A 24230-nucleotide genomic window follows, 5' to 3' on the forward strand; every position below is an offset into this window, starting at 1 on the left:
GCCCGCCGCAACCCCGAGGAGACCGAGACAGATGCTGGACATCGCCGAGGAGCTGAACCGGTGGGTCGAGCAGGGCCGTGACTTCGCCGTGGCCACCGTGGTGGCCGTCGGCGGCAGCGCGCCCCGCCGGCCCGGCGCCGCGCTCGCGGTGGACGCCGAGGGCACGGCGATCGGCTCGGTCTCCGGAGGCTGCGTCGAGGGCGCGGTCTACGAACTGTGCGAACAGGCGCTGCGGGACGGCGAAACCGTCCTGGAGCGCTTCGGCTACAGCGACGACGATGCCTTCGCCGTGGGACTGACGTGCGGCGGCGTCATCGACATCCTGGTCACCCCGGTGCGGGCCGCCGATCCGGTCCGCCCGGTGGTCGCGTCCGCGCTCCGCGCCGCCGCCGAAGGGGAGGCGGCGGCGGTGGCGCGGATCGTGAAGGGCCCGCGCGAACTCACGGGCCGGGCCCTCCTTGTCCGCCCCGACGGCTCCCGCGAGGGCGGCTTCGGCGCCCACCCGGAACTGGACCGCACGGTCGCCGCCGAAGCCGGCGCCCTCCTGGACGCCGGCCGCACCGGAACCCTGGAGATCGGCGAGCAGGGCTCTCGCTGCGGGGCGCCCCTCACGGTCCTGGTCGAGTCCTCGGTCCCGGCCCCCCGCATGATCGTCTTCGGGGCGATCGACTTCGCCTCCGCCCTGGTCCGCATGGGCAAGTTCCTCGGCTACCACGTCACTGTGTGCGACGCCCGCCCCGTCTTCGCGACCCGGACGCGCTTCCCGGACGCCGACGAGATCGTCGTCGAGTGGCCCCACCGCTACCTGGAGCGCACGGACGTCGACGCCCGTACGGTGCTGTGCGTCCTCACCCACGACGCCAAGTTCGACGTGCCCCTGCTGAAGCTGGCGCTGCGCCTGCCGGTGGCGTACGTCGGTGCCATGGGCTCCCGGCGCACGCATCTGGACCGCAACGCCCGCCTGCGTGAAGTGGGCGTCACCGAGCTGGAGTTGAGCCGGCTGCACTCGCCGATCGGCCTGGACCTCGGGGCCCGTACGCCCGAGGAGACGGCCCTGTCGATCGCGTCGGAGATCGTCGCCGGGAAGCGGGGCGGCAGCGGGGTCTCACTGACCGGCGCCCGCACCCCGATCCACCACGAGCCCGAGTCGGAGGCGGTCGGACGGATCGGGTCGGTCGCCTGACGCCCCGTCCCCAATCGTCCCGCCGACGGCTCGTCAGGGCTGTCTGAGCAGGCGGTTCAGAGCCCGCCCGAACACATGCCGCGACGAACGCCGCACCACGCCGTCGAAGAGCGACGGCAGGAACCGGATCCGGATCTCCTCCCGCCAGATCACCCGCGTACGGCCCCCCGGTCCCGGCCGCACCTCCAGTTCGGCCCACCCGAGCACCACACGGCCCCGCTTCTCCAGCCGGCACACCCCCGCGGTCCCGTCCTTGGGCGGCTGCCACACGGTGATCTCCATCGGGTCGTCGAAGGCCAGCGGCCCGGCGCCCGAGCGGGCCACGACGAGCGACCCCGCACGCGTCGGGCCGGGCGGCTCCACCCTGACCACCGTCAACGGGACCGCCTCACCGTGCCGCGGCCACCGTGTGATCCGCCGCCACGCCTCGTCGAGGGGGAGCGGGACGGTGCGTTCGAGCAGGAAGTTCGCCACCCCCCGATCGTAGGGAACCGGCGGGGAGTCACCGGTACACCTCCCCCGGCTCCGCCTTCCGGAGAAGGCACGCCGGGACTATGCATTGCGTGTATACGCTCAGTGCATAGTGTTTTCGGCTCGTCAGCGGGTTACTCGCCCCGGGACACAGGGGCCCCGAGTGGGAGGAGAGTCCCGTGAGCGGACACATCTGGAGCCGGGCTCTGATCACCGGCGGTGCCGGGTTCGTCGGGTCCCATCTGTGCGCACGGCTGCTGGACGCCGGCACGGATGTGGTGTGCCTGGACAACCTCGCCACCGGCTCCCGCGCCAACGTGGCCGATCTGGAGCCGCGGCCCGGCTTCCGCTTCGTGCGAGGTGACGCCACCGACCCGGAGGTCCTCGCCGGGCTGCCCGGCCGGTTCGACCTCGTCCTGCACTTCGCGTGCCCGGCCTCGCCCGTGGACTACCTGCGGCTGCCGCTGGAGACCCTCGACGTCGGCAGCACCGGCACCCGCCTCGCCCTGGAGCGCGCCCGCGCCGACGATGCCCGGTTCGTCCTCGCCTCCACCTCCGAGGTCTACGGCGACCCGCTGGAGCACCCGCAGCGCGAGGACTACTGGGGCAACGTCAACCCGGTCGGCCCGCGCAGCGTCTACGACGAGTCCAAGCGCTTCGCGGAGGCCCTGGTCACCGCCCACCGCGGCGCGCACGGCACCGACGCCGCCATCGTCCGCATCTTCAACACCTACGGCCCGCGCATGCGCACCGGCGACGGCCGCGCCGTCCCCACCTTCGTCACGCAGGCCCTGGACGGCATGCCCCTGACGGTCGCCGGTGACGGCGGCCAGACCCGCTCGCTGTGCTACGTCGACGACACCGTGGACGGCGTGCTGGCCCTGGCCGCCTCCGCCGAGACCGGGCCCGTGAACATCGGCGGCGACGACGAGATCACCATGCTGGAGCTGGCCCGCAGGATCATCGCGCTCACCGGCTCCGCCTCCCGCGTCCGCCACGTGGGCCGCCCCGTGGACGACCCCGCCCGGCGCCGCCCCGACACCCGGCTGGCCCGGGAGCGGCTCGGCTGGACGCCACAGATCGGCTGGGCCGACGGGCTGGAGCGGACCGTTGGCTGGTTCTCGCGGTCCGCTGCCGCCTGAGCCGGTCACCCTGTGCGCTGTAGCGCGCGACAAAAAGTGATATTTCGGTCTATGTCGTAGAAGTTGGCTCCAATTGTTTGAGACAGCCGCACCGCGGCACTCGGCTGCCTCGAAGCCCCACCCGCCTCCGGGACGGAGCACCTCTTCATGCGCATTCTCGGAATCAACGCCCTCTTCCACGACCCCGCCGCCGCCCTCGTGGTCGACGGCAGGACGGTGGCGGCCGCCGAGGAAGAGCGCTTCAGCCGCCGCAAGCACGGCAAGCGCCCGCTGCCGTTCTCCGCGTGGGAGCTGCCCGAGCTGTCCGCCCGCTGGTGCCTGGAACAGGCCGGGACACGACCGGACGAGCTGGACGCCGTCACCTACTCCTTCGACCCGAAGCTCGCCCGGCCCGCGCGTGACATGGGCCTGGACGACCCCTGGGACCCGCTCCGCCTGGAGTACGCGCGCCGCGCCCCGGAGTTCCTCGCCGAGGCCCTGCCCGGGCTCGACCCCGACCGGGTCGTCTTCGTCCCCCACCACGTCGCCCACGCCGCCTCCGCGGGGCCCGCCTCCCCGCACCCCGACAGCGCCGTCCTCGTCCTCGACGGCCGCGGCGAGGCCACCTCCCATCTGGCCGGCCGCTACCGGGAAGGCAAGCTCGACACCCTCGCCACCCAGGCGCTGCCCGACTCGCTCGGCCTGGTCTACGAGGAGCTCACCGAACACCTGGGGTTCCTGCGCAGCAGCGACGAATACAAGGTGATGGCCCTCGCCTCCTACGGCACCCCGCGCTTCCTCCCGCGACTGCGGCAGTACGTCCACCCCACCGGCCACGGCGGCTTCCGCGCCCACGGCGTCGACTGGGCCCTGTTCACCCCGCCCCGCGCGAAGGGCGAACCGTGGAACCAGGACCACGCCGACCTCAGCGCGAGCACCCAGGCCGTCCTCGAAGAAGTCCTGCTGGAGCTCGTCGACTGGCTGCACCGCGAGGCCGGCGGCGAGGCACTCGCGATGGCCGGCGGCGTCGCCCTCAACTGCGTCGCCAACTCGAAGATCGCCGCGAAGGGCCCCTACCGGGACGTGTGGGTGCAGCCCGCCGCCGGCGACGCCGGCACCGCCCTCGGCGGGGCGCTGCACCTCGCCGAACAGCCCGAGCCCCTGTCCGGCGCCGACCTCGGACGCGGCTGGAGCGACGACGAACTGCGTGCCCTGCTGGACACGGCCGCGATCCCGTACGAGAAGCCGGACGACATCGCCGAGACCGTCGCCGAGGTCCTCGCGCAGGACGGAGTCGTCGCCTGGTTCCAGGGCCGCAGCGAATACGGACCGCGCGCCCTCGGGCACCGCTCCCTGCTCGCCCACCCCGGCCGCGCCGAGAACCTCGAACGCCTCAACCACGTCAAGGGCCGCGAGGAGTTCCGGCCCGTGGCCCCCATGGTGCTCGCCGACCGCGCCGCCGACCTGTTCTCCGGCGGCCCGCTGCCCAGCCCCTACATGCTGTTCGTGCACGACGTCGCCCAGCGGTGGCGGGACCGCATCCCCGCCGTCGTGCACGTCGACGGCACCGCCCGCATCCAGACCGTCGAGGAGCGGCGCGAACCGCTGGTGGCGCGGATGCTGCACGCCTTCGAGCGGCGCACCGGACTGCCCGTGGTCGTCAACACCAGCCTCAACACCGCCGGCCGGCCCATGGTCGACGACCCGCGCGACGCCCTGGAGTGCTTCGGCTCCGCGCCCGTCGACCTGCTGGCCATCGGGCCGTACGCGGTCCGCCGGGGGCGGGCGTTCGCCGAAGGGAGGAGGGCTGGATGACCTCGTACGCCGTCGTGATCCCCACCCTCGTACGGGACACCCTCGCCGACTGTCTCGCCGCGCTGGCCGCGGCGACCGGGCCGCGCCCCGAGCAGATCGTCCTCGTCGACGACCGGCCGGACCCCGAACCGGACAGGCTGGAGCACCCGTTGAGCGTCCTCGGCGATCTGCGGGAGCGCACCACCGTGCTGGACGGCGGTGGTCGTGGGCCGGCCGCCGCCCGCAACACCGGGCTGCGGGCCGTCACCACGCCGTGGACCGTCTTCCTCGACGACGACGTCCAGGTCGGGCCCCACTGGTGCGGGCAACTGGCCGAGGACCTCGCCGAGGCGGCCCCCGACGTCGCCGGCGTCCAGGGCGTCATCGCCGTACCCCTGCCCGGCGGACGCCGTCCCACCGACTGGGAGCGCGGCACCGCCGGACTCGCCCAGTCCCACTGGATCACCGCCGACATGGCCTACCGCACGGAAGCGCTCAAGCACGTCGGAGGCTTCGACGAACGGTTCCGGCGCGCCTTCCGCGAGGACGCCGACCTCGCGCTGCGCGTCCTCGACGCGGGCTGGCGCATCCGGCAGGGCCGCCGCACCACCCGCCACCCCGTGCGCCCCGCCTCCCGCTGGGCGTCCGTGCGCCAGCAGCGCGGCAACGCCGACGACGCCCTCATGGCTCACCTGCACGGACCCGACTGGTGGGACAAGGCGGTCGCCCCACGCGGCCGGATCCGCACCCACGCGGCGATCACCACCGCGGGCGTCGCCGCCTGCGCCCTCGCCGCCACCGGGCACGGCCGGGCCGCCACGGCCTGCGCGCTCGGCTGGGCGGCCGGCACGGCCGAGTTCGCCCGGGCCCGCATCACTCCCGGCCCCCGCACCCGCCACGAGGTGACGACCATGCTGGCCACCAGCGTCCTCATCCCGCCCGCCGCGACCTGGCACCGGCTGACCGGCGCCCTGCGCCACCGTCACGCCGCCGCCTGGCAGGAGGTGGCGCGATGAGCCCGGTCAAGGCCGTGCTGTTCGACCGCGACGGCACGCTCGTCGAGGACGTCCCCTACAACGCCGACCCCGACCGCGTACGGCCCGTCGAAGGCGCCCGGGAGGCGCTCGCCCTGCTGCGCGCCCGCGGCATCCGCACCGGCGTCGTCACCAACCAGTCCGGCGTCGCACGCGGACTGCTCACCGAGGCCGACGTCCGCCGCGTCAACCACCGCGTCGACGAACTCCTCGGCCCCTTCGACGTGTTCGCCGTGTGCCCGCACGGCCCCGACGAGGGCTGCCACTGCCGCAAACCCCAGCCCGGCATGGTGCTGTGGGCGGCCGGGCGGATCTGCGCCGGCCCCGCCGACCTCGTCGTCATCGGCGACATCGGCGCCGACGTGGAGGCCGCCCGCCGGGCCGGCGCCCAGGGCATCCTCGTCCCCACCGCGCAGACCCGCCCCGAGGAGACCGCGCACGCGGACCACGTGGCACCGGACCTGCTGACCGCTGTCCGCGCCGTGCTGAACGGACCGCCGAAAGGGCGCGTCATCGCCGACGAACGCCCCATCCAGGAGGCCTGCACGACCGGCCCGGCCCCGGGGAGAGTCACGTGAAGGCCCTCGTCACCCGGCTCGACAGCTTCGGCGACGTCCTGCTCGCCGGGCCCGCCGTCCGCGCGGTCGCCGCCCGCGCCGACACCGTCACCCTGCTGTGCGGGCCGCGCGGCGCGCCCGCCGCCGGGCTGCTGCCGGGCGTCGACGACGTCCTCGTGTGGGACGCGCCCTGGGTGGGCTTCACCCCCCCGCCCGTCGGCCGCGGCGAGGTCGACCAGCTCATCGACACGATCGACGCCGACACCGCGCTGATCCTCACCTCCTACCACCAGTCGCCGCTGCCCGCCGCCCTGCTGCTGCGCCTGGCCGGCGTCGGCTTCATCGCCGCCGACAGCGAGGACTACCCGGGCTCCCTCCTCGACGTACGCCACCGCCGCGCCCCGCACGCCCACGAGGCCGACGCCGCGCTGGCCCTCGCCGAGGCCGCGGGGTTCCCGCCGGCCGACGACGGCCGGCTGCGGGTGCTCCCGCCGCCCGCCACCACCGGTCTCACCGGCCCGGGCCCCTACATCGTCCTGCACCCCGGCGCCAGCGTCCCCGCCCGCGCCTGGAGCCCCGGGCACTGTGCCGAGGCGGCGCGTGAACTGGCCGCGGCCGGCCACCGCGTGGTGGTCACCGGCGGCGCGGGGGAGAGCGACCTGACCGCGTACGTCGCGGGCTCGCACGCCCTCGACCTCGGCGGCCGCACCGGGGCCGCGGAACTGGGCGGCGTCCTCGCGGGCGCCTCCGTCGTCGTCACCGGCAACACCGGCCCGGCCCATCTCGCCGCCGCCGTCGGCACCCCGGTGGTGTCCCTGTTCGCGCCGGTCGTCCCGGCCGAGCGCTGGCGCCCGTACGGCGTCCCGTACGTGCTGCTGGGCGACCAGGACGCGCCGTGCGCGGACAGCAGGGCCAGGCAGTGCCCCGTGCCCGGCCATCCGTGCCTGGACACCGTCACCGCACAGGACGTGGTGACGGCCGTCGAGAAACTGCTGGGGGAGACATGAGGATCCTCATCTGGCACGTGCACGGATCGTGGACCACCGCCTTCGTCCAGGGTCCGCACACCTACGTCGTCCCCGTCACCCCCGACCGCGGCCCCGACGGACTCGGCCGCGCCCGCACCTGGGACTGGCCCGGCTCGGTCGTCGAGGTACCGCCGGAGCGGCTCCGGGACGAGGAGATCGACGTCGTCGTCCTGCAACGCCCGCACGAACTCGCCCTGGTCGACCGGTGGCTGGGCCGACGGCCGCCCTTGGTGTACCTGGAGCACAACGCCCCGCACGGCGACGTGCCCGACACCCGCCACCCCGCCGCGGACCTCCCCGGCGTCACCCTCGTCCACGTCACCCACTTCAACCGCCTGATGTGGGACGCCGGCCCGGCTCCGAGCACCGTCATCGAACACGGCATCGTCGACCCCGGGTACCTGTGGACCGGGGAGCTGGACCGCGCCGCCGTCGCCGTCAACGAGCCGCTGCGGCGCGGCCGTACCACCGGCACCGACCTGCTGCCCGCGTTCGCCGAGGCGGCCCCGCTGGACGTCTTCGGCATGGGCACCCAGGGGCTCGCCGGACACCTCGGCGTCCCCGCCGACCGCTGCCGCTCCCACGAACTCACCCAGGCCGCACTCCACAAGGCGATGGCGCGGCGACGCGTCTACGTCCACCCCGTCCGCTGGACCTCCCTCGGTCTGTCCCTGCTGGAGGCGATGCACCTGGGCATGCCCATCGTCGCGCTCGCCACCACCGAGGTCACCGAGGCCGTACCGCCCGGCGGCGGAGTGGTCTCCAACCGGATCGAGGAACTGACCGACGCCGTACGGAACTTCGTCGCCGATCCGATGCACGCCCGCATGGTCGGCGAGGGAGCGAGGGCGGCGGCGCTCGCCCGTTACGGACTCACCCGCTTCCTGGACGACTGGGAGCGGCTGCTGAAGGAGGTGGCCCGATGAGGATCGCCATGGTCTCCGAGCACGCGAGCCCGCTCGCCGCGCTCGGCGGTGTCGACGCGGGCGGCCAGAACGTGTACGTGGCCCGCCTGAGCGAGGAACTGGCGCGGCGCGGCCACGACGTCACGGTCTACACCCGCCGCGACGCGGCCGACCTGCCCGACCGCGTCGCGCTGCCCGGCGGCGCCGTCGTCGAGCACGTACCCGCCGGGCCCGCCGCCCCCGTCCCCAAGGACGAACTGTTCCCGCACATGCCCGCCTTCGGCGCCTGGCTGGCCCGCGCCTGGGCCCGGGAACGGCCCGACGTGGTCCACGCGCACTTCTGGATGTCCGGCCTGGCCTCCCGGATCGGCGCCCATCCGCACGGCGTTCCCGTCGTGCAGACCTTCCACGCCCTCGGCACCGTCAAGCGCCGCCACCAGGGCCGGCTCGACACCAGCCCGCCCGAACGCGTCGGCGTCGAGCGGCAGATCGGCCGCGGCTGCGCCCGCGTCCTGGCCACCTGCACCGACGAGGTGCACGAGCTCGCCGACATGGGCGTGCCGCCCGGGCAGGTGTCCGTGGTGCCCTGCGGGGTGGACGCCGGGCACTTCCGGCCCGGGGCGGCGCCCGGCGGCGTCCCGGCGCGCCGCGCGCGCCACCGGCTGCTCGCCTGCGGCCGGCTCGTCCCGCGCAAAGGCTACGACCAGGCCGTCCGGGCCCTCGCCCGGATCCCGGACACCGAACTCCTCATCGCCGGCGGACCCCCCGCGGGCCTGCTCGACGAGGACCCCGAGGCACAGCGGCTGCGGCGGCTCGCGCGGAGCGCCGGCGTGGCCGACCGGGTCCGGATGCTCGGCGCGGTCGACCCGGCCGCCATGCCCGCCCTGATCGGCAGCGCGGACCTCGTGCTGTGCACCCCGGTCTACGAGCCGTTCGGCATCGTGCCGCTGGAGGCGATGGCCTGCGGCGTGCCCGTCGTCGCCACCGACGTCGGCGGCCACCGCGACAGCGTCGCCGACGGCGTCACGGGCCGGCTCGTCGCACCGCAGGACCCCGGGGCGGTCGCCGCCGTCGTACGCGAACTCCTCGGCCACGACGCACTGCGCCGCCGGCAGGGCGCGGCCGGGCGCGAACGCGTCCTCGCCCACTACACCTGGCGGCGCGTCGCCGACGGCGTGCAGCAGGTCCACCACCAGGTCCTCGCCGGACACGCACAGCAGAAGGAGGTGGCGTGATGACCGTGCACCCGCCCGTCACGGGGCATTGCGACGAACTCCAGGACGCCCTGACCGCGTTCCGTGCCTCGGCTCACCTCACGCAGCGGTGGGGCGAGCGCCTGGCGACCGTGCTCACCGGCGGCGGACGGCTGCTGGCCGCGGGCAACGGCGGCAGCGCCGCCCAGGCACAGCACCTGACCGCCGAACTCGTCGGCCGCTACCGCGACGACCGGCCGCCGTTCTCCGCGCTCGCCCTGCACGCCGACACCTCCAGCACCACGGCCATCGCCAACGACTACGGCGTGGACGAGGTGTTCGCCCGCCAGGTCCGCGCCCACGGCCGCCCCGGTGACGTCCTGATGCTGCTGTCCACCAGCGGCGCCAGCGCCAACCTGCTGTCCGCCGCGGACGCCGGCCGGGCGGCCGGGGCAGTCGTGTGGGCCCTCACCGGCTGCGCCCCCAACCCGCTGATGGCGGGCAGCGACGAGTACCTGTGCGTCGAGGCACCGACGGCGGCGACCGTGCAGGAACTGCACCTGGTGGCGGTGCACATGGTGTGTGCCGCGTTCGACGCGGCGGTGGAACGGGGCACCTGGCGCGACGGCGACGGCCGGAGGTGACATGAACGGCAAGACACCCTTGGTCGTGGTCGGGGACGCGCTGCTGGACCGGGATCTGAGCGGCCGGGCGGAGCGGCTCGCGCCGGACGCGCCGGTGCCCGTCGTCGACGACTGCGCGGAACGCACCCGGCCCGGCGGCGCCGCGCTGGCGGCCTACCTCGCGGCCCGCGACGGCAGGGACGTCACGCTCGTCGCCGGGGTGGGCGACGACCCGGCGAGCCGCGCCCTGCGCCGCCTTCTGGAACCCTGGCTCACCCTGGTCCCGCTGCCGCTGACCGGCACCCTGTCCGAGAAGACCCGGATCCTCGCACAGGACCGCCCCGTGGTCCGTCTGGACCGCGGCGCCGGCCGCACGCGCGAGGCCACGGACACCGCCCGCGGGGCCGTCCGCTCCGCGCCCGCCGTCCTGGTCTCCGACTACGGCCGCGGCACGGCCGACGCCCTCCGCGACGTCCTCGCCGCCCGCCCGCCGCTGGTCTGGGACCCGCACCCGCGCGGCGGCACGCCCGTGCCCGGTACCCACCTGGTGACCCCGGCCGAGAAGGAGGCCCACCGCCTCGCCCCGCCGGACGGCACCGCGCGCCGGGACCTGCACGCCGCCGCCCACAGCGCCGCCGCCCTCGTACGGCACTGGCGGTCCGCCGCCGTGGCGGTCACCCTCGGCGCCCGCGGCGCCCTGCTGTCCTACGGCGAGCACCCGCTGCTCGTCCCCGCGCCCGCCGCCCACCACGGCGACAGCTGCGGGGCGGGGGACCGGTTCGCCGCGACGGCGGCCGGGCTCCTCGCCGACGGTGCCCTGGTCGCCGAGGCCGTCGAGGGCGCCGTGGCCACCGCGAGCGCGTTCGTCGCCGCGGGCGGGGCGGCGGCGGTACCGAGCGCGGAGGCCGGACCGGCACGGCAGACCGACGATCACGACCCCTACGCCCTGGCGGCCCGGGTCCGTACCGCGCACGGCACGGTCGTCGCCGCCGGCGGCTGCTTCGACCTGCTGCACGCCGGCCATGTCGGCCTGCTCCAGGCCGCGCGGCGGCTCGGTGACTGCCTGGTCGTCTGCGTCAACTCGGACGCCTCGGTGCGGCGCCGCAAGGGCGGAGCCCGGCCGGTCAACCCGCTCGCCGACCGCGTCCGGGTCCTGACCGCCCTGGCCTGCGTCGACGCCGTCGCCGTCTTCGACGAGGACACCCCCGAACGCCTCCTGGCCGACCTGCGCCCCGATGTCTGGGTCAAGGGCGGCGACTACGCGGCGGCCGACTTGCCGGAAGCCGCCCTCCTCCAGAAGTGGGGCGGCCAGGCGGTCCTCCTGCCCTACCTCGACGGCCGCTCCTCGACGGCCCTGATGGAACGAGCGGCGGAAGGAGCACGGTGACCGTGCCACCCCGCATCCTCGTGCTGCGCGCCCTCGGACTCGGCGACCTCCTCGCCGGCGTCCCCGCCCTGCGCGCCCTGCGGCGGGCCCACCCCGGGCACGAGACCGTCCTGGCCGCGCCCGCCGAGCTCGAACCGGTCGCCGCGGTCACGGGGGCCGTGGACCGGTTGCTGCCCGCCTCCGCGCCGGGGCGGGAGGTGCCGCCGTCGCTCGACTGGAGCGGGCCGCCGCCGGACATCGCCGTCGACCTGCACGGCAACGGAGCGGCGAGCCACCGGCTGCTCATGGGCCTGCGGCCCCGGAAGCTCCTCGCCTTCGCGCACCCGGACCTGCCCGGGATCGACGGCCCGCCCTGGTACGCCGAGGAACACGAACGCGACCGCTGGTGCCGGCTGCTCCAGGCCTACGGCATCGACGCCGACCCCGCCGATGTGCGACTGTCCCGGCCGCGCAACGCCTCCCCGGCGCCCGGCGCGGTCGTGCTGCACCCCGGCGCCGGGTCACCCGCCCGCTGCTGGCCCGTCGAGCGGTACGCGGCCGTCGCCACCGAACTGCGGGCGCGGGGCCTGCGGGTCGTCGTCACCGGCGGCGCGGACGAGGGCGACCTCGTGGCCCGGCTCGCCAAACAGGCCGGCCTGCCCGACACCGACGTGTTCGGCGGCGGCCTGCCCTTCGGCCGGCTCGCCGCCCTCGTCGCCGACGCGCACGTCGTGATCAGCGGCGACACCGGCATCGCCCACCTCGCGGTCGCCCACGCCACCCGCTCCGTCACGCTGTTCGGCCCGGTCCCGCCGAGCCGCTGGGGCCCGCCACCCGGTCCGCGCCACCGCGCGCTGTGGTACGGCCCGGAGGGCGACCCGCACGGCCGCCGACCCGACCCGGCGCTGCTGCGCATCACCCCCGGGGACGTCCTGCGCGCCGCCGGCCGACTGCCCGGCACCCGTCACCCGTGAGGGGCACCCCACCATGACGACCACACCGCACGCGCACCCGAGCCCCGTCGGCGTCGTCATCGCCACCCGCAACCGCTCGGCCACCCTCGCCGCCGCCCTGCGCCGGCTCCTCGCCCTCCCCGAACGGCCCGAGATCCTCGTCGCGGACAACGCCTCCACCGACGACACGCGCGCCCTGCTCGCCCGTGACTTCCCCCGCGTCCGCGTCCTCGCCCTGCCGGTCAACCACGGCGCTCTGGCCCGCAACCACGGTGCCCGCGCCCTGAACACCCCGTATGTGGCGTTCAGCGACGACGACTCCTGGTGGGCGCCCGGCGCGCTCGGCACCGCGGCCCGGCTCTTCGAGGGCCATCCGCGGCTCGGCCTCATCGCCGCCCGCACCCTCGTCGGCCCCACCGCCGACCCCGACCCGCTCAACGACGTGCTCGCGGACTCACCCCTCGGCCGGGTCGCCGACCTCCCCGGCACCCAGGTCCTGGGCTTCCTCGCCTGCGCCTCCGTGGTCCGCCGCCGCGCCTACCTGGACGTGGGCGGCTTCCACCGGCTGCTGTTCTTCGGCGCCGAGGAGACCCTTCTCGCCTACGACCTGGCCGCGTGCGGCTGGGGCGTCAGCCACTGCCCGGACGTCGTCGCCCACCACCATCCGGCGCCCGGGCCGCGCACCGGCCGCCCGGCCGTGCAGCGACGCAACGAACTCCTCACCGCCTGGTTGCGCCGTCCCGTGCCGTACGCGCTCGGACGTACCCGCGCCCTGGCCGCCGAGGCCTGCCACGACGACCACGCCCGGCGCGCCCTGTGCGGGGCGCTGGTCCGGCTGCCCGCCGCCCTGCGGGCGCGCCGGCCCCTGCCGCCGGAGGTGGAGCGGGCCGCGCGCCTGACCGAGGGAGCGGCCGTATGAGCGACAGCCGGACGACCGTCGTCGTCATCACCCACAACCGGCGCCGGGAACTGCTGCACACCCTCGACCGCCTCGCCGAACTGCCGGAGAACCCGCCGGTGATCGTCACCGACAACGCCTCCACGGACGGCACCGCCGAAGCCGTCGCCCACCACCATCCCCGGGTCCGGCTGCTGCGGCCCGGACGCAACCTCGGCGCCGTGGGCCGCAACCTCGCCGTCCGGCAGGTGGGTACGCCCTACATCGCGTTCTGCGACGACGACTCCTGGTGGGCGCCCGGATCGCTGAGGGGCGCCGCCGACCTCCTCGACCGGCATCCGGGACTGGGCTCGGTCACGGCCCGGATCGTCGTCGAACCGCAGGGCACCGACGACCCGATCGTCGAGGAACTCCGCGACTCGCCCGTGCCCGGGCCCGCCTGGCTGCCCGGACCGGCCCTCGGATCGTTCCTGGCGGCCGCGACCGTGCTGCGCGCCGACGCCTTCCGGGCCGCGGGCGGCTTCCATCCGCGGCTGTGGCTGGGCGGCGAGGAGGAACTGCTCGCCGCTGACCTGGCAGCCGACGGGTGGTGGCTGACGTACGCCGATCACCTGGCGGTGCACCACCACCCGTCGCGGGTCCGCGACGCCACCCTGCGCCGCACCCACGGCATCCGCAACACCCTGTGGTTCACCTGGTTGCGCCGCCCGGTGGGCCCCGCCCTGCGCCGGACGGTCGACCTGGCCCGTACGGTCCCGCGGGACGCCGCGTCCCTGCGTGCCTTCGCCGAGGCCGCCGCCGCGCTGCCGTGGGTTTTGCGCGAGCGGCGCGTCCTGCCGCCCGCGGTCGAGTCCCGGCTGCGCCTGCTGGAACCGTCCCAGCGCTCCTCGAAGGCCCGCCGCTACCGGGGCTGACGCCCGGCCGGGGCCCCGGGAGCGCTCAGTCCCCGGTCCTCCGGCGCATCAGCCTGAACCCGGCGAACAGCGTCAGGGGCCACACGGCGGCGAACGCCCAGATCACCGCGGGCCGGGCGGTGATGATGCCGGTGACCAGCAGGGCGACCGACACCGCGAGCAGGATCGCCACGGTCCAGACGCGGGGCCGGTAGGCGGCCAGGCGCGCGACGCCCCGGGCGGGGTCGGGGAGGCGGCTCAGGCGCAGGGTGCGCAGCCGGCGGTCGAGGCGGCGGTTGCGGCGCAGGGCGCGTTCCATCTCGTCGAGGACGCGCTGCTCGTGATCGGGAAGTCGGCCGATGGACACGCGGTTCTCCTTCCGGGCGGCCCGGACCGTCTCTTCTCCCGGGGGACATGCGGCGGGACAGGAAGCGGGGACTGACCGAGCGGGTGCCCCGTGGGGTCCCCGGGCTAACCGGGCACGGCCCGTGCCAGCGCCTCGACGAGCCGGTCCGCGCTGTCCGGCACGGTGCCCTCGCGGAACCCGTCGCGGATCTGCCGGGCGGTCACCCGGCCGCCGGTCAGGCACCAGTCCCACCAGCGGTCCAACTGCCCCACGTCCAGCTGCTCGCCGGGCACCAGCGCGGGCCAGCCACAGGCCCGGGCCTGTGCGGCCACCTTCGCCCCGCCGTCGACCGGGTCGACGGCCAGCACCGGCGTGCCGACCCGCAGGGCGATGACCATCCCGTGCAGCCGGTCGGTCACCACGAGGTCCAGCCGGGCCAGCACGGACTGGAGCTGCGCGGGTGTGGCGCTCAGATGCCAGTCGTGGGTGTCGAGCCGGGTCTCCAGCTCCAGGCGGGCGCAGTCCTTCGCGGCCAGCCAGCGCGTCACCTCCTCGGCGACCTGACCGTGCCGCCGCTGCCGCCCGTACTCGTGCTGCCCGTGCGTGAGGATCACCCCGACGACCGGCCGGGCGGGCACGTCCGGGGCACGGGCCGCCAGGTCCTCCACCGGCTCGCGGTCCGGCGCGTCCCGCGGCAGCACGCGGTGGAAGCCGGTCACGGCCGCGCTGGCGGGGTCGATCACCGAGGTGCCGACGGCGATCCGCGCGCAGTGCGCGAACCGCCGGTGCAGCTCCTCGACCTGCGGCCCGTGCAGCGGGCCGCACACGAACACCAGGTGCGAGTAGTCCTCCGGCCAGAGCCGGTCCAGATGCAGGGCGTCCGGACGGAAACCGGGGCTCCAGGCGACGTCGTAGGGGATGCCCGTGCCGTGCAGTACGTCCTCGACCCGGCGCAGGGCCAGCACATCCCCGGCGGTCGCCTCCCCGTCCCGGAAGCTGAACCACCCCGTCAGTAGAACCCTGCGCGGTCGCATGCCGTTGTGTGGGTGCACATGCCCTGAGTGCCCGCCCCACGGGCAGGGTAATCAGGGCATTACTCGCATATGCCTTGCCGTCACCGGGAGTGGAAGGTCTCCACGCATGTGACGTGGCTGCCGCCGTGGTGCGCGGTCGTAGGCTGGCCCCATGGCTCGTACGGCTGGGGAGTCGCCCGTCGTGCTCACGATGCGGCCGTCGGTGCCCGCGCTCGGGGCGGCGATCGGTGCGATGGGCTGTGTGGAGCTGCGGTTCGCGCACTCCGCCGAGCTGGCCCTGCCGACCGGTGCGGCGCAGTTGCTGGTGAACCTGGACGGGGACGCCCTGTCCTCGTCGCCGTTGCAGGGCGCCCATCGGCGTACCCGCGGCGCCGCCCTGCACGGGCCGTACGCCGAGCCGGCCGTGATCGACCCGGCGCAGCAACGAGCCGTCCTGTGGGTGGCGTTCCGGCCCGCGGGCGTCCACCCCTTCCTCGGCGCCCCCGTCTCGGAGGTCCGCGACCAGCTCGTCGGCCTGGACGACCTGTGGGGCACGGACGGTGCGGTGCTGCGCGAACGGCTGCTGGAGGCCGTGGCAGCCGGTGGGCCCCGGGCCGGACTCCGGGCGCTGGAGACGGCCCTGCTGGACCGGACGGACCGCCCGCCGGAGCCGGACCCGGCGGCATGGCGCGCCGCGGCGCTGCTCGACCGTGGCACCCCCGTGAGTGAGGTCGCCGACCGGCTCGGCTGGACCACGAGACGGCTGGCCCGCACCTGCACCGAGCACCTGGGGTTCCCGCCCAAGCGGTACGCGCGCGTCCGGCGCTTCCAGCGGCTGCTGGGGCACGTGAACGCCGGGCACGGGCCGCCGGACTGGGCGCTCCTCGCGGCGAACTGCGGCTATCACGACCAGGCCCATCTGATCCACGAGTTCCGCGCGTTCGCCGGCCTCACCCCGACCGCGTACGCACCGCGCTCGCCGCACGAACGCAACCACGTTCCGCTCGGCGGCTGACGGACTCCGTCCGGTCGGCGGTTTTCTACAATCCACGCCGCCGTATAACCCGCGATCGTGAAGGCATGACACCTGCGAACACCACCCCCGCCGTCACCCGCCTCTACGCCCGCCTCGTGGTCTCCGACGGGGCCCGGGCGATCGACTTCTACCGGGACACCCTCGGCGCCGAGGAGATCGAGCGGTACACCGGCCCCGACGGCACGATCGTGCACGCCATGCTGCGACTGGGCGGCTCGGCGATCGCGGTCAAGGACGCCGACACCGCCGACCCGGCGCCGACGTCCCTCGGCGGCAGCCCGGTGATCATGGCGCTCGACGTGCCCGACGCCGACGCCGTGGCCGAGGCCATGCTGCGGGGCGGGGCGACGGTGGTGTACCCCGTCGCCGACCAGCACTACGGGCAGCGCGGGGGCCGACTCGCCGACCCGTTCGGCCATCTCTGGATGATCTCCCAGACCATCGAGGACCTGACGCCCGAGCAGATCCAGCAACGCACGACGGACCTGTTCACGTCCTGACGGGCGTCGTCAGCGGGCCCGCGCCGCCGGTTCCTCAACCTTCGCGTTCGCGTCCACCGTGCCGCCCGGGTGCCGCAGGGCGCACAGGAAGGCGATGCCCAGCGCGATGGCCATGCCGTAGAACACCCACTGGTTGGCTTCCGCGAAGTCCATGCGGATCGCCGGCATCGCGTCCCGGGTCGCCTCGGCGGCGGGGCCGGTGCCGGTGGGCGGCCGGGCGTCGCCGCTGCCCGTGATCGTTTCGGTGACGTCGCGTGCCGTGCTCTGCGCCGTCCCGGTGGGCACGCCGCGGGACTCCAGGGTGCCCGTGACGTTGTCGGTCGTGACGTGCGTCAGGATCGTGCCGTAGATCGCCATGCCCACGCTGGCCGCGAAGTTGCGCACGGTCTGGGTGATGCCGGTGACCTCGCCGTAGGAGGTGCCGATGGCCCGGTTCACGGCGTCCGTCGACGCCGGCGCCAGGATGAAACCGATACCGGCTCCGGCGAGCGCCGCGTAGAGCCACTGGTCGTGCATGGTCAGGTCGGTGAGTTCACCCGCCCAGAGCGCGAACCCGACGGCGCCCACCACCCCGCCCATCTTCAGGGCGGGCCTCGCGCCCTTCTTGTCGAGGATCCGGCCGCCCCACTGGGATGCGATCGCGAAGCCCACGAAGATGTACAGCAGGAACAGCGCCGCCTGGTTCGGTGAGGCGCTCAGTGACACCTGGGCGTAGACGGAGGCGAAGAAGAACAGCGGGACGAACGCGAGCATCGCGAAGAACAACACCAGCGCGTCCACGCTGAACGCCTTGTCGCGGAAGACCCGCAGATCGATCAGCGGATGCTCCACCCCGCGCTCGAAGCGGACGAACCCGGCCAGCACCGCCAGGCCGCCCACGATGCACACCCAGGTCGCCCAGCTGCCCCAGCCCCAGGAGAACGCCTGCTGGAAGCCGAGGACGCTCAGGCCCATGCCGATCGCGATCAGGACGGCACCCGGGACGTCCAGCGTGCCGGACCGCCGCCGGTCGGAGATGTGCGCCATCGCCGTGAGGACCAGCGCCACGATCGCCACGGGCACGTTGACCCAGAACACGGCGCGCCAGGTCCAGTTCGTCAGCCAGCCGCCCAGCAGCGGGCCGATGGCGGTCAGCGCGCCGGTGACCCCGAAGAACAGCGCGAGGGCACGCCCGCGCCGCTCGACCGGGAACACCGCCACCACCACGGCCAGGGCCGCCGGGAACAGCAGCGCCGCCCCGAGGCCCTGGGTGGCGCGGAAGATGATCAGCCAGGCCTGCGCGGCGCCGCCCGAGGGGACGCACCCGCACAGCACCGACGACACGACGAACACCACCGTGCCGATGACGACGACCCGCCGCGGCCCGTAGAGGTCCGCGAGACGGCCGCCCAGGGCGAAGAACGCGGCGAGAGCCAGCAGATAGGCGTTGACCACCCACTGCATGCCGGAGGACGACAGACCCAGTTCGCGGACGATGTCCGGAGCCGCGATCGACACGATGGTCTGGTCGATGAAGGTCATGGCGACGGCGAACATCATCGCCGCCAGCGCGACACTCTGGTGCGGTGCGGATCGGGAAGGGGTCGCGGCCTCGCCGCGCCCCGGGCGCGTGCTAGTCACCACATCAGTCTGCGCCCGGCCGTGTCACGTCGCATCACAGGACTCTTTGCGCCCCGCGCGGCACACTGATACCGCGGAACGCGCCGTTCGGCAACCCCTCGGCGGTGTGAGGACGACCTCCTCGTCCATGTGACCGTGGTCCGCCACGGATGCCGCGTCGAACGTGCAGGATGCGGGCACCAAGCGAGGACAGGCAGTCGAACGACGGGAGAGGCAGACGATGGTCCCAGCGGAACCGCAACCCCAGGGGATCGGCATACCGGCCGAATCCACTGCGGGCGAGACCAGGGTGGCGGCGACGCCGGCCACCGTGGGGAGACTCGTCGCGCTCGGGTACGACGTGACGGTCGAACCGGGAGCGGGAGCCTCGTCGCGCTTCTCCGACGCGGCCTACGAGGAGGCGGGAGCCCGGCTCGGCGACCCGTGGCAGGCGGACATCCTGCTGAAGGTCAACGCCCCCTCGAGCGAGGAGATCGGCCGGCTGCGCGAGGGGGCGACGCTGATCGCGCTGATCAGCCCCGCCCTCAACCCCGAACTGGTCGAGGAACTGGCACGCCGTCCGATCACCGTGCTCGCCATGGACGCCGTACCGCGCATCTCGCGCGCCCAGTCCCTGGACGTCCTCAGCTCCATGGCGAACATCGCCGGGTACCGTGCCGTGGTCGAGGCCGCGCACGCCTTCGGGCGCTTCTTCACCGGCCAGGTCACCGCCGCCGGCAAGGTGCCGCCCGCCAAGGTGCTGGTGGCCGGGGCCGGAGTGGCCGGACTCGCCGCGATCGGCGCGGCCCGCAGCCTCGGCGCCGTCGTCCGCGCCACCGACCCGCGCCCCGAGGTGGCCGAGCAGGTGCGGTCCCTGGGCGGGGAGTTCCTGACGGTGACCGCCGAGCAGGAGGTGAGCACCGACGGCTACGCCAAGGCCACCTCGGACGACTACAACCGGCTCGCCGCGCAGCTGTACGCCGAGCAGGCCGCCGACGTCGACATCATCATCACCACCGCGCTCATCCCGGGCCGCCCCGCGCCGAGGCTCATCACCGCCGAGGACGTGGCGCGCATGAAGCCCGGCAGCGTGATCGTCGACATGGCCGCCTCCCAGGGCGGCAACGTCGAGGGCACGGTCGCCGGCAAGGCCGTCGTCACCGACAACGACGTGACGATCATCGGCTACACCGACCTGCCCGGCCGGCTCCCCGCCCAGGCCTCGCAGTTGTACGGCACCAACATCGTCAACCTGCTGAAGCTGCTCACCCCCGGCAAGGACGGCCGGCTCGTCCTCGACTTCGACGACGTGGTGCAGCGCTCCATCACCGTGGTCCGCGAGGGCGAGAAGACCTGGCCGCCGCCCCCGGTCCAGGTGTCCGCCGCACCCGCCCCGAGCGCGGCGAAGGAGCCCGCCCCGGCCCCCGCCGAGACACCGGCGAAGCCCGCCCGCCCGGCCTGGTTCTCCTACGCCCTGGTCGGTCTGGGAGCGCTCGCGCTGTTCCTGGTGACGGCCCTCTCCCCGAGCGAACTCCTCGGCCACTTCACGGTGTTCGTCCTGGCGATCGTGATCGGCTTCTACGTCATCGGCAATGTGCACCACGCGCTGCACACCCCGCTGATGTCGGTCACCAACGCCATCTCCGGCATCGTCGTGGTCGGCGCGCTGCTGCAGATCGGGTACGGGGACACCGCCGTGACCGTGCTGTCGTTCGCCGCGATCCTGCTGGCGAGCATCAACATCTTCGGCGGATTCGCCGTGACCCGCCGCATGCTCGGCATGTTCTCGAAGGGCTGATCAGGGATGACCACAGACACGGCCGCCCAGGCCGCCTACGTCGTCGCGGCGCTGCTGTTCATCCTCAGCCTCGCCGGCCTCTCCCAGCACAAGACGTCCCGGTCGGGCGTCGTCTGGGGCATCGCGGGCATGGTCGTCGCCCTGGCCGCCACGGTCGGGCTCGCCTCCCGCAGCATCACCGCGAGCGGCCTCGTGCTGATCGTCGTCGCCACGGCTCTCGGCGCGGGCATCGGCCTGTGGCGGGCCCGGGTGGTGGAGATGACCGGCATGCCGGAGCTGATCGCCATCATGCACAGCCTGGTGGGCCTCGCCGCCGCCTTCGTCGGCTGGAACGGCTACCTCGACGTCGACGCCGAACTCTCCGGCTCGCTGCTGGGCATCCATCACGCCGAGGTGTTCATCGGCGTGTTCATCGGCGCCGTCACCTTCACGGGCTCGGTCGTCGCCTACCTGAAGCTCTCGGCGCGCATCAACTCCCGTCCGCTCACGCTGCCGGGCAAGCACGTCCTGAACATCGGCGCGCTGGTCGCCTTCGTGGGGCTGACCATCGCGTTCGTGGTTCGCCCGAGCATGGGGCTGCTCATCGCGGTCACCGTGATCGCGCTCGCCCTCGGCGCCCATCTGGTCGCCTCCATCGGCGGCGGTGACATGCCGGTGGTGGTCTCCATGCTCAACAGCTACTCCGGCTGGGCCGCGGCGGCTTCGGGCTTCCTGCTCGCCAACAACCTGCTCATCGTCACCGGCGCGCTGGTCGGCTCCTCCGGTGCCTATCTGTCGTACATCATGTGCAAGGCGATGAACCGCTCCTTCATCTCGGTCATCGCGGGCGGCTTCGGCACCCCGGCGGCGTCCGCCGACGACGACGAGCAGGGCGAGCACCGGGAGATCAACGCCGAGGAGACCGCGGAGCTCCTCGGCAACGCCACCTCGGTGATCATCACGCCCGGCTACGGCATGGCCGTCGCCCAGGCCCAGTACCCGGTCGCCGAGTTGGCGCGCAAGCTGCGCGACCGGGGCGTGGAGGTGCGCTTCGGCATCCACCCCGTCGCGGGCCGGCTGCCCGGGCACATGAACGTGCTGCTCGCCGAGGCCAACGTGCCCTACGACATCGTCCTGGAGATGGACGAGATCAACGACGACTTCGCCGCCACCTCGGTCGTCCTGGTCATCGGCGCCAACGACACGGTCAACCCGGCCGCCACCGACAACCCCTCCAGCCCCATCGCGGGGATGCCGGTGCTGCACGTGTGGGAGGCGGCGAACGTGGTCGTCTTCAAGCGCTCCATGGCCGCCGGCTACGCGGGCGTGCAGAATCCGCTGTTCTTCCGCGAGAACACCCAGATGCTGTTCGGCGACGCCAGGCAGCGCGTGGAGGACATCCTGCGCGGCCTGGACTCCCTCGACGCCCCGGTCCCGGAGATGGCCGGCACGACCCGCTGAGCGCGCGATGCCCCGCCGGCGGACGACCGGCGGGGCATCGCTGTGCGCGCGCCCGCGCAGGTGGTGAGGGTGCGGTCGGCGAGGTATCGGCGTTGACTGGTGGGGGAGGCACCTCGGTGCGCCTGGCACGCCCGGCACGCACAAGACGACGCAGTCATGCTGCGCCCCGGCCATGTTGCGGAGTCGACCATGACCCATCAGCTGCGGCTGCGCGTGTGCGCGGCGCTCACCACCGCGTTGCTGGCCGTTTCCGGCGGCTACGCGTACGGGACCGCCGGCGAGGCGTCCCGTACCCTCCCCACCGCCGGACCGAACGACGAAGTCACCCGGGACATCGAGTCGGCCGTGCAGGGCGTCGACGCGTTCTGGCGCAAGCACTGGTCGGACTACTTCACGGGGGCCTACGTCCCGCCCACCGTCCTGGGACCCTACGACGGCGCTTCGCCGAATGCCCCCACCTGCGGCGGGGAGCCGCTGGTCGACGACAACGCCGTCTACTGCCCGACGAGCGAGGACTATCTCGCCTGGGACATGGACCTCATGCGCAGCGGCTACCGGTTCGGGGACGGGTTCGTGTACCTGGTCGTCGCGCACGAGTGGGGTCACGCGATACAGAACCGTCTGGACGTCCGGCTGCGGACGATCGACAGCGAACTGCAGGCGGACTGCCTGGCCGGGGCGGAACTCGAGGGTGCCGCCCGGGACGGAACGCTCGTCTTCGAGCCCGGGGACGTCGACGAGTTGCGTACGGCCCTCGTCCTCGTCGCCGACGAGACCCCCTGGACGAAGGTCGGAGACCACGGAAGCGCCTCCGAACGAGTTGCCGCCTTCACCCTGGGGCAACAGCAGGGGGTCGAGGGATGTCTGCCGTCTTCGGTCACGGACGGCGCGCAGTCGTGAAAACGCGGGAGGCCGGCCCGACGCGATGTCGGGCCGGCCTCCCGGCGGTTGCGCGGGGTCAGTCCGTGCCGGACTCCATCGCGGCCCGGTCCAGCCAGGCATCCTGCTCGGAGACCTCGCCCCGGGAGGCGATGGCCTCGGCGCCGCCCTGCGGCAGCTCCGGCATGGTGCCGATCAGCCCGGTCGCGGCGGCCTGGGAGGCGCCGATGGTGGGGCTGCCGGTGCCGATCATGCCGATGCCGGCGTACTGCTCCAGCTTCGCGCGGGAGTCGGCGATGTCGAGGTTGCGCATGGTGAGCTGGCCGATCCGGTCCACCGGGCCGAACGCGGAGTCCTCGGTGCGCTCCATGGACAGCTTGTCCGGGTGGTAGCTGAACGCCGGGCCCGTGGTGTCGAGGATCGAGTAGTCCTCACCGCGCCGCAGCCGCAACGTCACCTCGCCGGTCACGGCGGCGCCGACCCAGCGCTGGAGCGACTCGCGGATCATCAGCGCCTGCGGGTCCAGCCAGCGGCCCTCGTACATCAGCCGGCCCAGGCGCCGGCCCTCGGTGTGGTACTGGGCGAGGGTGTCCTCGTTGTGGATCGCGTTGACGAGGCGCTCGTAGGCGGCGTGCAGCAGGGCCATGCCCGGGGCCTCGTAGATGCCGCGGCTCTTGGCCTCGATGATCCGGTTCTCGATCTGGTCCGACATGCCCAGGCCGTGCCGGCCGCCGATGGCGTTGGCCTCCATGACCAGGTCGACGGGGGAGGCGAACTCCTTGCCGTTGACCGACACCGGGCGGCCCTCGGCGAAGCCGATCGTCACGTCCTCGGCGGCGATCTCGACCGACGGGTCCCAGAACCGGACGCCCATGATCGGCTCGACGGTCTCGACGCCGGTGTCCAGGTGCTCCAGGGTCTTGGCCTCGTGCGTGGCGCCCCAGATGTTGGCGTCCGTGGAGTACGCCTTCTCCGTGCTGTCCCGGTAGGGCAGCCCGTGCGCGAGCAGCCACTCGGACATCTCCTTGCGGCCGCCGAGCTCCGCCACGAAGGCCGCGTCCAGCCAGGGCTTGTAGATGCGCAGGTGGGGGTTGGCGAGCAGGCCGTAGCGGTAGAACCGCTCGATGTCGTTGCCCTTGAAGGTCGAGCCGTCGCCCCAGATCTGGACGTCGTCCTCGAGCATCGCCCGGACCAGGAGCGTGCCGGTGACGGCGCGGCCGAGCGGGGTGGTGTTGAAGTAGGCCCGCCCGCCGGAGCGGATGTGGAACGCGCCGCAGGTCAGCGCGGCCAGGCCCTCCTCGACGAGCGCGGCACGGCAGTCGACCAGACGCGCGATCTCGGCCCCGTACGTCTTGGCGCGGCCGGGCACCGAGGCGATGTCGGGCTCGTCGTACTGGCCGATGTCGGCGGTGTAGGTGCACGGGACGGCGCCCTTGTCGCGCATCCACGCGACCGCGACGGAGGTGTCGAGACCGCCCGAGAAGGCGATGCCGACGCGTTCGCCGGCGGGCAGGGAGGTGAGGACCTTGGACATAGAAAGAGTATGTATCACTTTGCATAGTCATGCAAGCGGGGTATGCGGAATCGTCGTCCGGACCGA

Annotated in this window: 23 protein-coding genes; 18 read left to right on the forward strand and 5 right to left on the reverse strand. The window is 74.1% G+C overall.

The features are described 5' to 3' along the window. Positions 1-31: 31 nt before the first annotated feature. Positions 32-1183 (forward strand): XdhC family protein, encoded by a 1152-nt coding sequence (locus IGS69_RS27940; RefSeq protein ID WP_190903244.1) that lies wholly within the window; start codon positions 32-34, stop codon positions 1181-1183. Between the two features lie 33 nt (positions 1184-1216). On the opposite strand, the gene IGS69_RS27945 is transcribed toward IGS69_RS27940, so the two are convergent. Further along, positions 1217-1657 carry an SRPBCC family protein gene (locus IGS69_RS27945; RefSeq protein WP_190903245.1) on the reverse strand — a complete coding sequence of 147 codons (441 nt, stop codon included), beginning with the start codon at positions 1655-1657 and terminating at the stop codon, positions 1217-1219. Between the two features lie 176 nt (positions 1658-1833). Between IGS69_RS27945 and IGS69_RS27950 the strand changes: the two genes are divergently transcribed. From IGS69_RS27950 to IGS69_RS28005, 12 genes are all read left to right on the forward strand, one after another. Further along, complete coding sequence (locus IGS69_RS27950) at positions 1834-2796, forward strand: NAD-dependent epimerase/dehydratase family protein (protein WP_190903246.1); 963 nt, start codon at positions 1834-1836, stop codon at positions 2794-2796. 147 nt (positions 2797-2943) lie between these two features. Beyond that, positions 2944-4590, forward strand: a complete 1647-nt coding sequence (locus tag IGS69_RS27955) for a carbamoyltransferase family protein (RefSeq protein WP_190903247.1) — start codon at positions 2944-2946, stop codon at positions 4588-4590. Then, entirely contained in the window at positions 4587-5585 is a 999-nt protein-coding gene (locus IGS69_RS27960) for a glycosyltransferase family 2 protein (RefSeq protein ID WP_190903248.1), read from the forward strand. The genes IGS69_RS27955 and IGS69_RS27960 overlap by 4 nt, the downstream gene beginning before the upstream one ends. Beyond that, entirely contained in the window at positions 5582-6181 is a 600-nt protein-coding gene (locus IGS69_RS27965) for a D-glycero-alpha-D-manno-heptose-1,7-bisphosphate 7-phosphatase (protein WP_190903249.1), read from the forward strand. The genes IGS69_RS27960 and IGS69_RS27965 overlap by 4 nt, the downstream gene beginning before the upstream one ends. After that, the gene (locus tag IGS69_RS27970) at positions 6178-7167 is read left to right on the forward strand and encodes a glycosyltransferase family 9 protein (protein ID WP_190903250.1); all 990 of its coding nucleotides are present in this window, start codon (positions 6178-6180) and stop codon (positions 7165-7167) included. Before IGS69_RS27965 ends, IGS69_RS27970 begins: the two co-directional genes overlap by 4 nt. After that, a complete protein-coding gene (locus tag IGS69_RS27975) occupies positions 7164-8114 on the forward strand; it encodes a glycosyltransferase (RefSeq protein WP_190903251.1) in 951 nt (316 codons plus the stop codon). Before IGS69_RS27970 ends, IGS69_RS27975 begins: the two co-directional genes overlap by 4 nt. Next, positions 8111-9328 carry a glycosyltransferase gene (locus tag IGS69_RS27980; protein ID WP_190903252.1) on the forward strand — a complete coding sequence of 406 codons (1218 nt, stop codon included), beginning with the start codon at positions 8111-8113 and terminating at the stop codon, positions 9326-9328. The genes IGS69_RS27975 and IGS69_RS27980 overlap by 4 nt, the downstream gene beginning before the upstream one ends. Then, on the forward strand, positions 9328-9930 hold the full coding sequence (locus tag IGS69_RS27985) for a D-sedoheptulose-7-phosphate isomerase (protein WP_190903253.1): 603 nt from the start codon (positions 9328-9330) through the stop codon (positions 9928-9930). The genes IGS69_RS27980 and IGS69_RS27985 overlap by 1 nt, the downstream gene beginning before the upstream one ends. A gap of 1 nt (position 9931) precedes the next feature. Further along, the gene (rfaE2, locus tag IGS69_RS27990; RefSeq protein ID WP_190903254.1) at positions 9932-11296 is read left to right on the forward strand and encodes a D-glycero-beta-D-manno-heptose 1-phosphate adenylyltransferase; all 1365 of its coding nucleotides are present in this window, start codon (positions 9932-9934) and stop codon (positions 11294-11296) included. After that, positions 11293-12249, forward strand: coding sequence for a glycosyltransferase family 9 protein (locus tag IGS69_RS27995; RefSeq protein ID WP_190903255.1), 957 nt, complete (start codon positions 11293-11295; stop codon positions 12247-12249). Before rfaE2 ends, IGS69_RS27995 begins: the two co-directional genes overlap by 4 nt. Before the next feature lie 13 nt (positions 12250-12262). Beyond that, positions 12263-13147, forward strand: a complete 885-nt coding sequence (locus IGS69_RS28000; protein WP_190903256.1) for a glycosyltransferase family 2 protein — start codon at positions 12263-12265, stop codon at positions 13145-13147. After that, complete coding sequence (locus IGS69_RS28005; RefSeq protein WP_190903257.1) at positions 13144-14040, forward strand: glycosyltransferase family 2 protein; 897 nt, start codon at positions 13144-13146, stop codon at positions 14038-14040. Before IGS69_RS28000 ends, IGS69_RS28005 begins: the two co-directional genes overlap by 4 nt. Before the next feature lie 25 nt (positions 14041-14065). On the opposite strand, the gene IGS69_RS28010 is transcribed toward IGS69_RS28005, so the two are convergent. Together IGS69_RS28010 and IGS69_RS28015 are read right to left on the reverse strand one after the other, a co-directional pair. Then, positions 14066-14386, reverse strand: a complete 321-nt coding sequence (locus IGS69_RS28010; RefSeq protein ID WP_190903258.1) for a DUF3040 domain-containing protein — start codon at positions 14384-14386, stop codon at positions 14066-14068. 104 nt (positions 14387-14490) lie between these two features. Further along, entirely contained in the window at positions 14491-15399 is a 909-nt protein-coding gene (locus IGS69_RS28015; protein ID WP_190903259.1) for a polysaccharide pyruvyl transferase family protein, read from the reverse strand. Between the two features lie 151 nt (positions 15400-15550). Between IGS69_RS28015 and IGS69_RS28020 the strand changes: the two genes are divergently transcribed. Beyond that, positions 15551-16393: a helix-turn-helix domain-containing protein gene (locus tag IGS69_RS28020; RefSeq protein WP_190903260.1), complete on the forward strand. Its 843-nt coding sequence runs from the start codon at positions 15551-15553 to the stop codon at positions 16391-16393. Positions 16394-16458: 65 nt separating this feature from the next. Further along, on the forward strand, positions 16459-16914 hold the full coding sequence (locus tag IGS69_RS28025) for a VOC family protein (protein WP_190903261.1): 456 nt from the start codon (positions 16459-16461) through the stop codon (positions 16912-16914). 9 nt (positions 16915-16923) lie between these two features. Here the strand turns inward: IGS69_RS28025 and IGS69_RS28030 are convergent, their stop codons facing one another. Next, the gene (locus tag IGS69_RS28030) at positions 16924-18537 is read right to left on the reverse strand and encodes an MFS transporter (RefSeq protein ID WP_385862689.1); all 1614 of its coding nucleotides are present in this window, start codon (positions 18535-18537) and stop codon (positions 16924-16926) included. A gap of 217 nt (positions 18538-18754) precedes the next feature. On the opposite strand from IGS69_RS28030, the gene IGS69_RS28035 reads away from it, so the two are divergent. The 3 genes from IGS69_RS28035 (at position 18755) to IGS69_RS28045 (ending at position 22651) form a co-directional block, all read left to right on the forward strand. Next, positions 18755-20311 (forward strand): Re/Si-specific NAD(P)(+) transhydrogenase subunit alpha, encoded by a 1557-nt coding sequence (locus IGS69_RS28035; protein ID WP_190903262.1) that lies wholly within the window; start codon positions 18755-18757, stop codon positions 20309-20311. 6 nt (positions 20312-20317) lie between these two features. After that, complete coding sequence (gene pntB / locus IGS69_RS28040; protein ID WP_190903263.1) at positions 20318-21751, forward strand: Re/Si-specific NAD(P)(+) transhydrogenase subunit beta; 1434 nt, start codon at positions 20318-20320, stop codon at positions 21749-21751. A gap of 189 nt (positions 21752-21940) precedes the next feature. Beyond that, positions 21941-22651, forward strand: coding sequence for a neutral zinc metallopeptidase (locus IGS69_RS28045; protein WP_190903264.1), 711 nt, complete (start codon positions 21941-21943; stop codon positions 22649-22651). 58 nt (positions 22652-22709) lie between these two features. On the opposite strand, the gene argG is transcribed toward IGS69_RS28045, so the two are convergent. Beyond that, positions 22710-24164, reverse strand: a complete 1455-nt coding sequence (gene argG / locus IGS69_RS28050; protein ID WP_190903265.1) for an argininosuccinate synthase — start codon at positions 24162-24164, stop codon at positions 22710-22712. Positions 24165-24230: the final 66 nt, after the last annotated feature.

The organism is Streptomyces tuirus (assembly GCF_014701095.1).
Lineage (GTDB): Bacteria > Actinomycetota > Actinomycetes > Streptomycetales > Streptomycetaceae > Streptomyces > Streptomyces tuirus.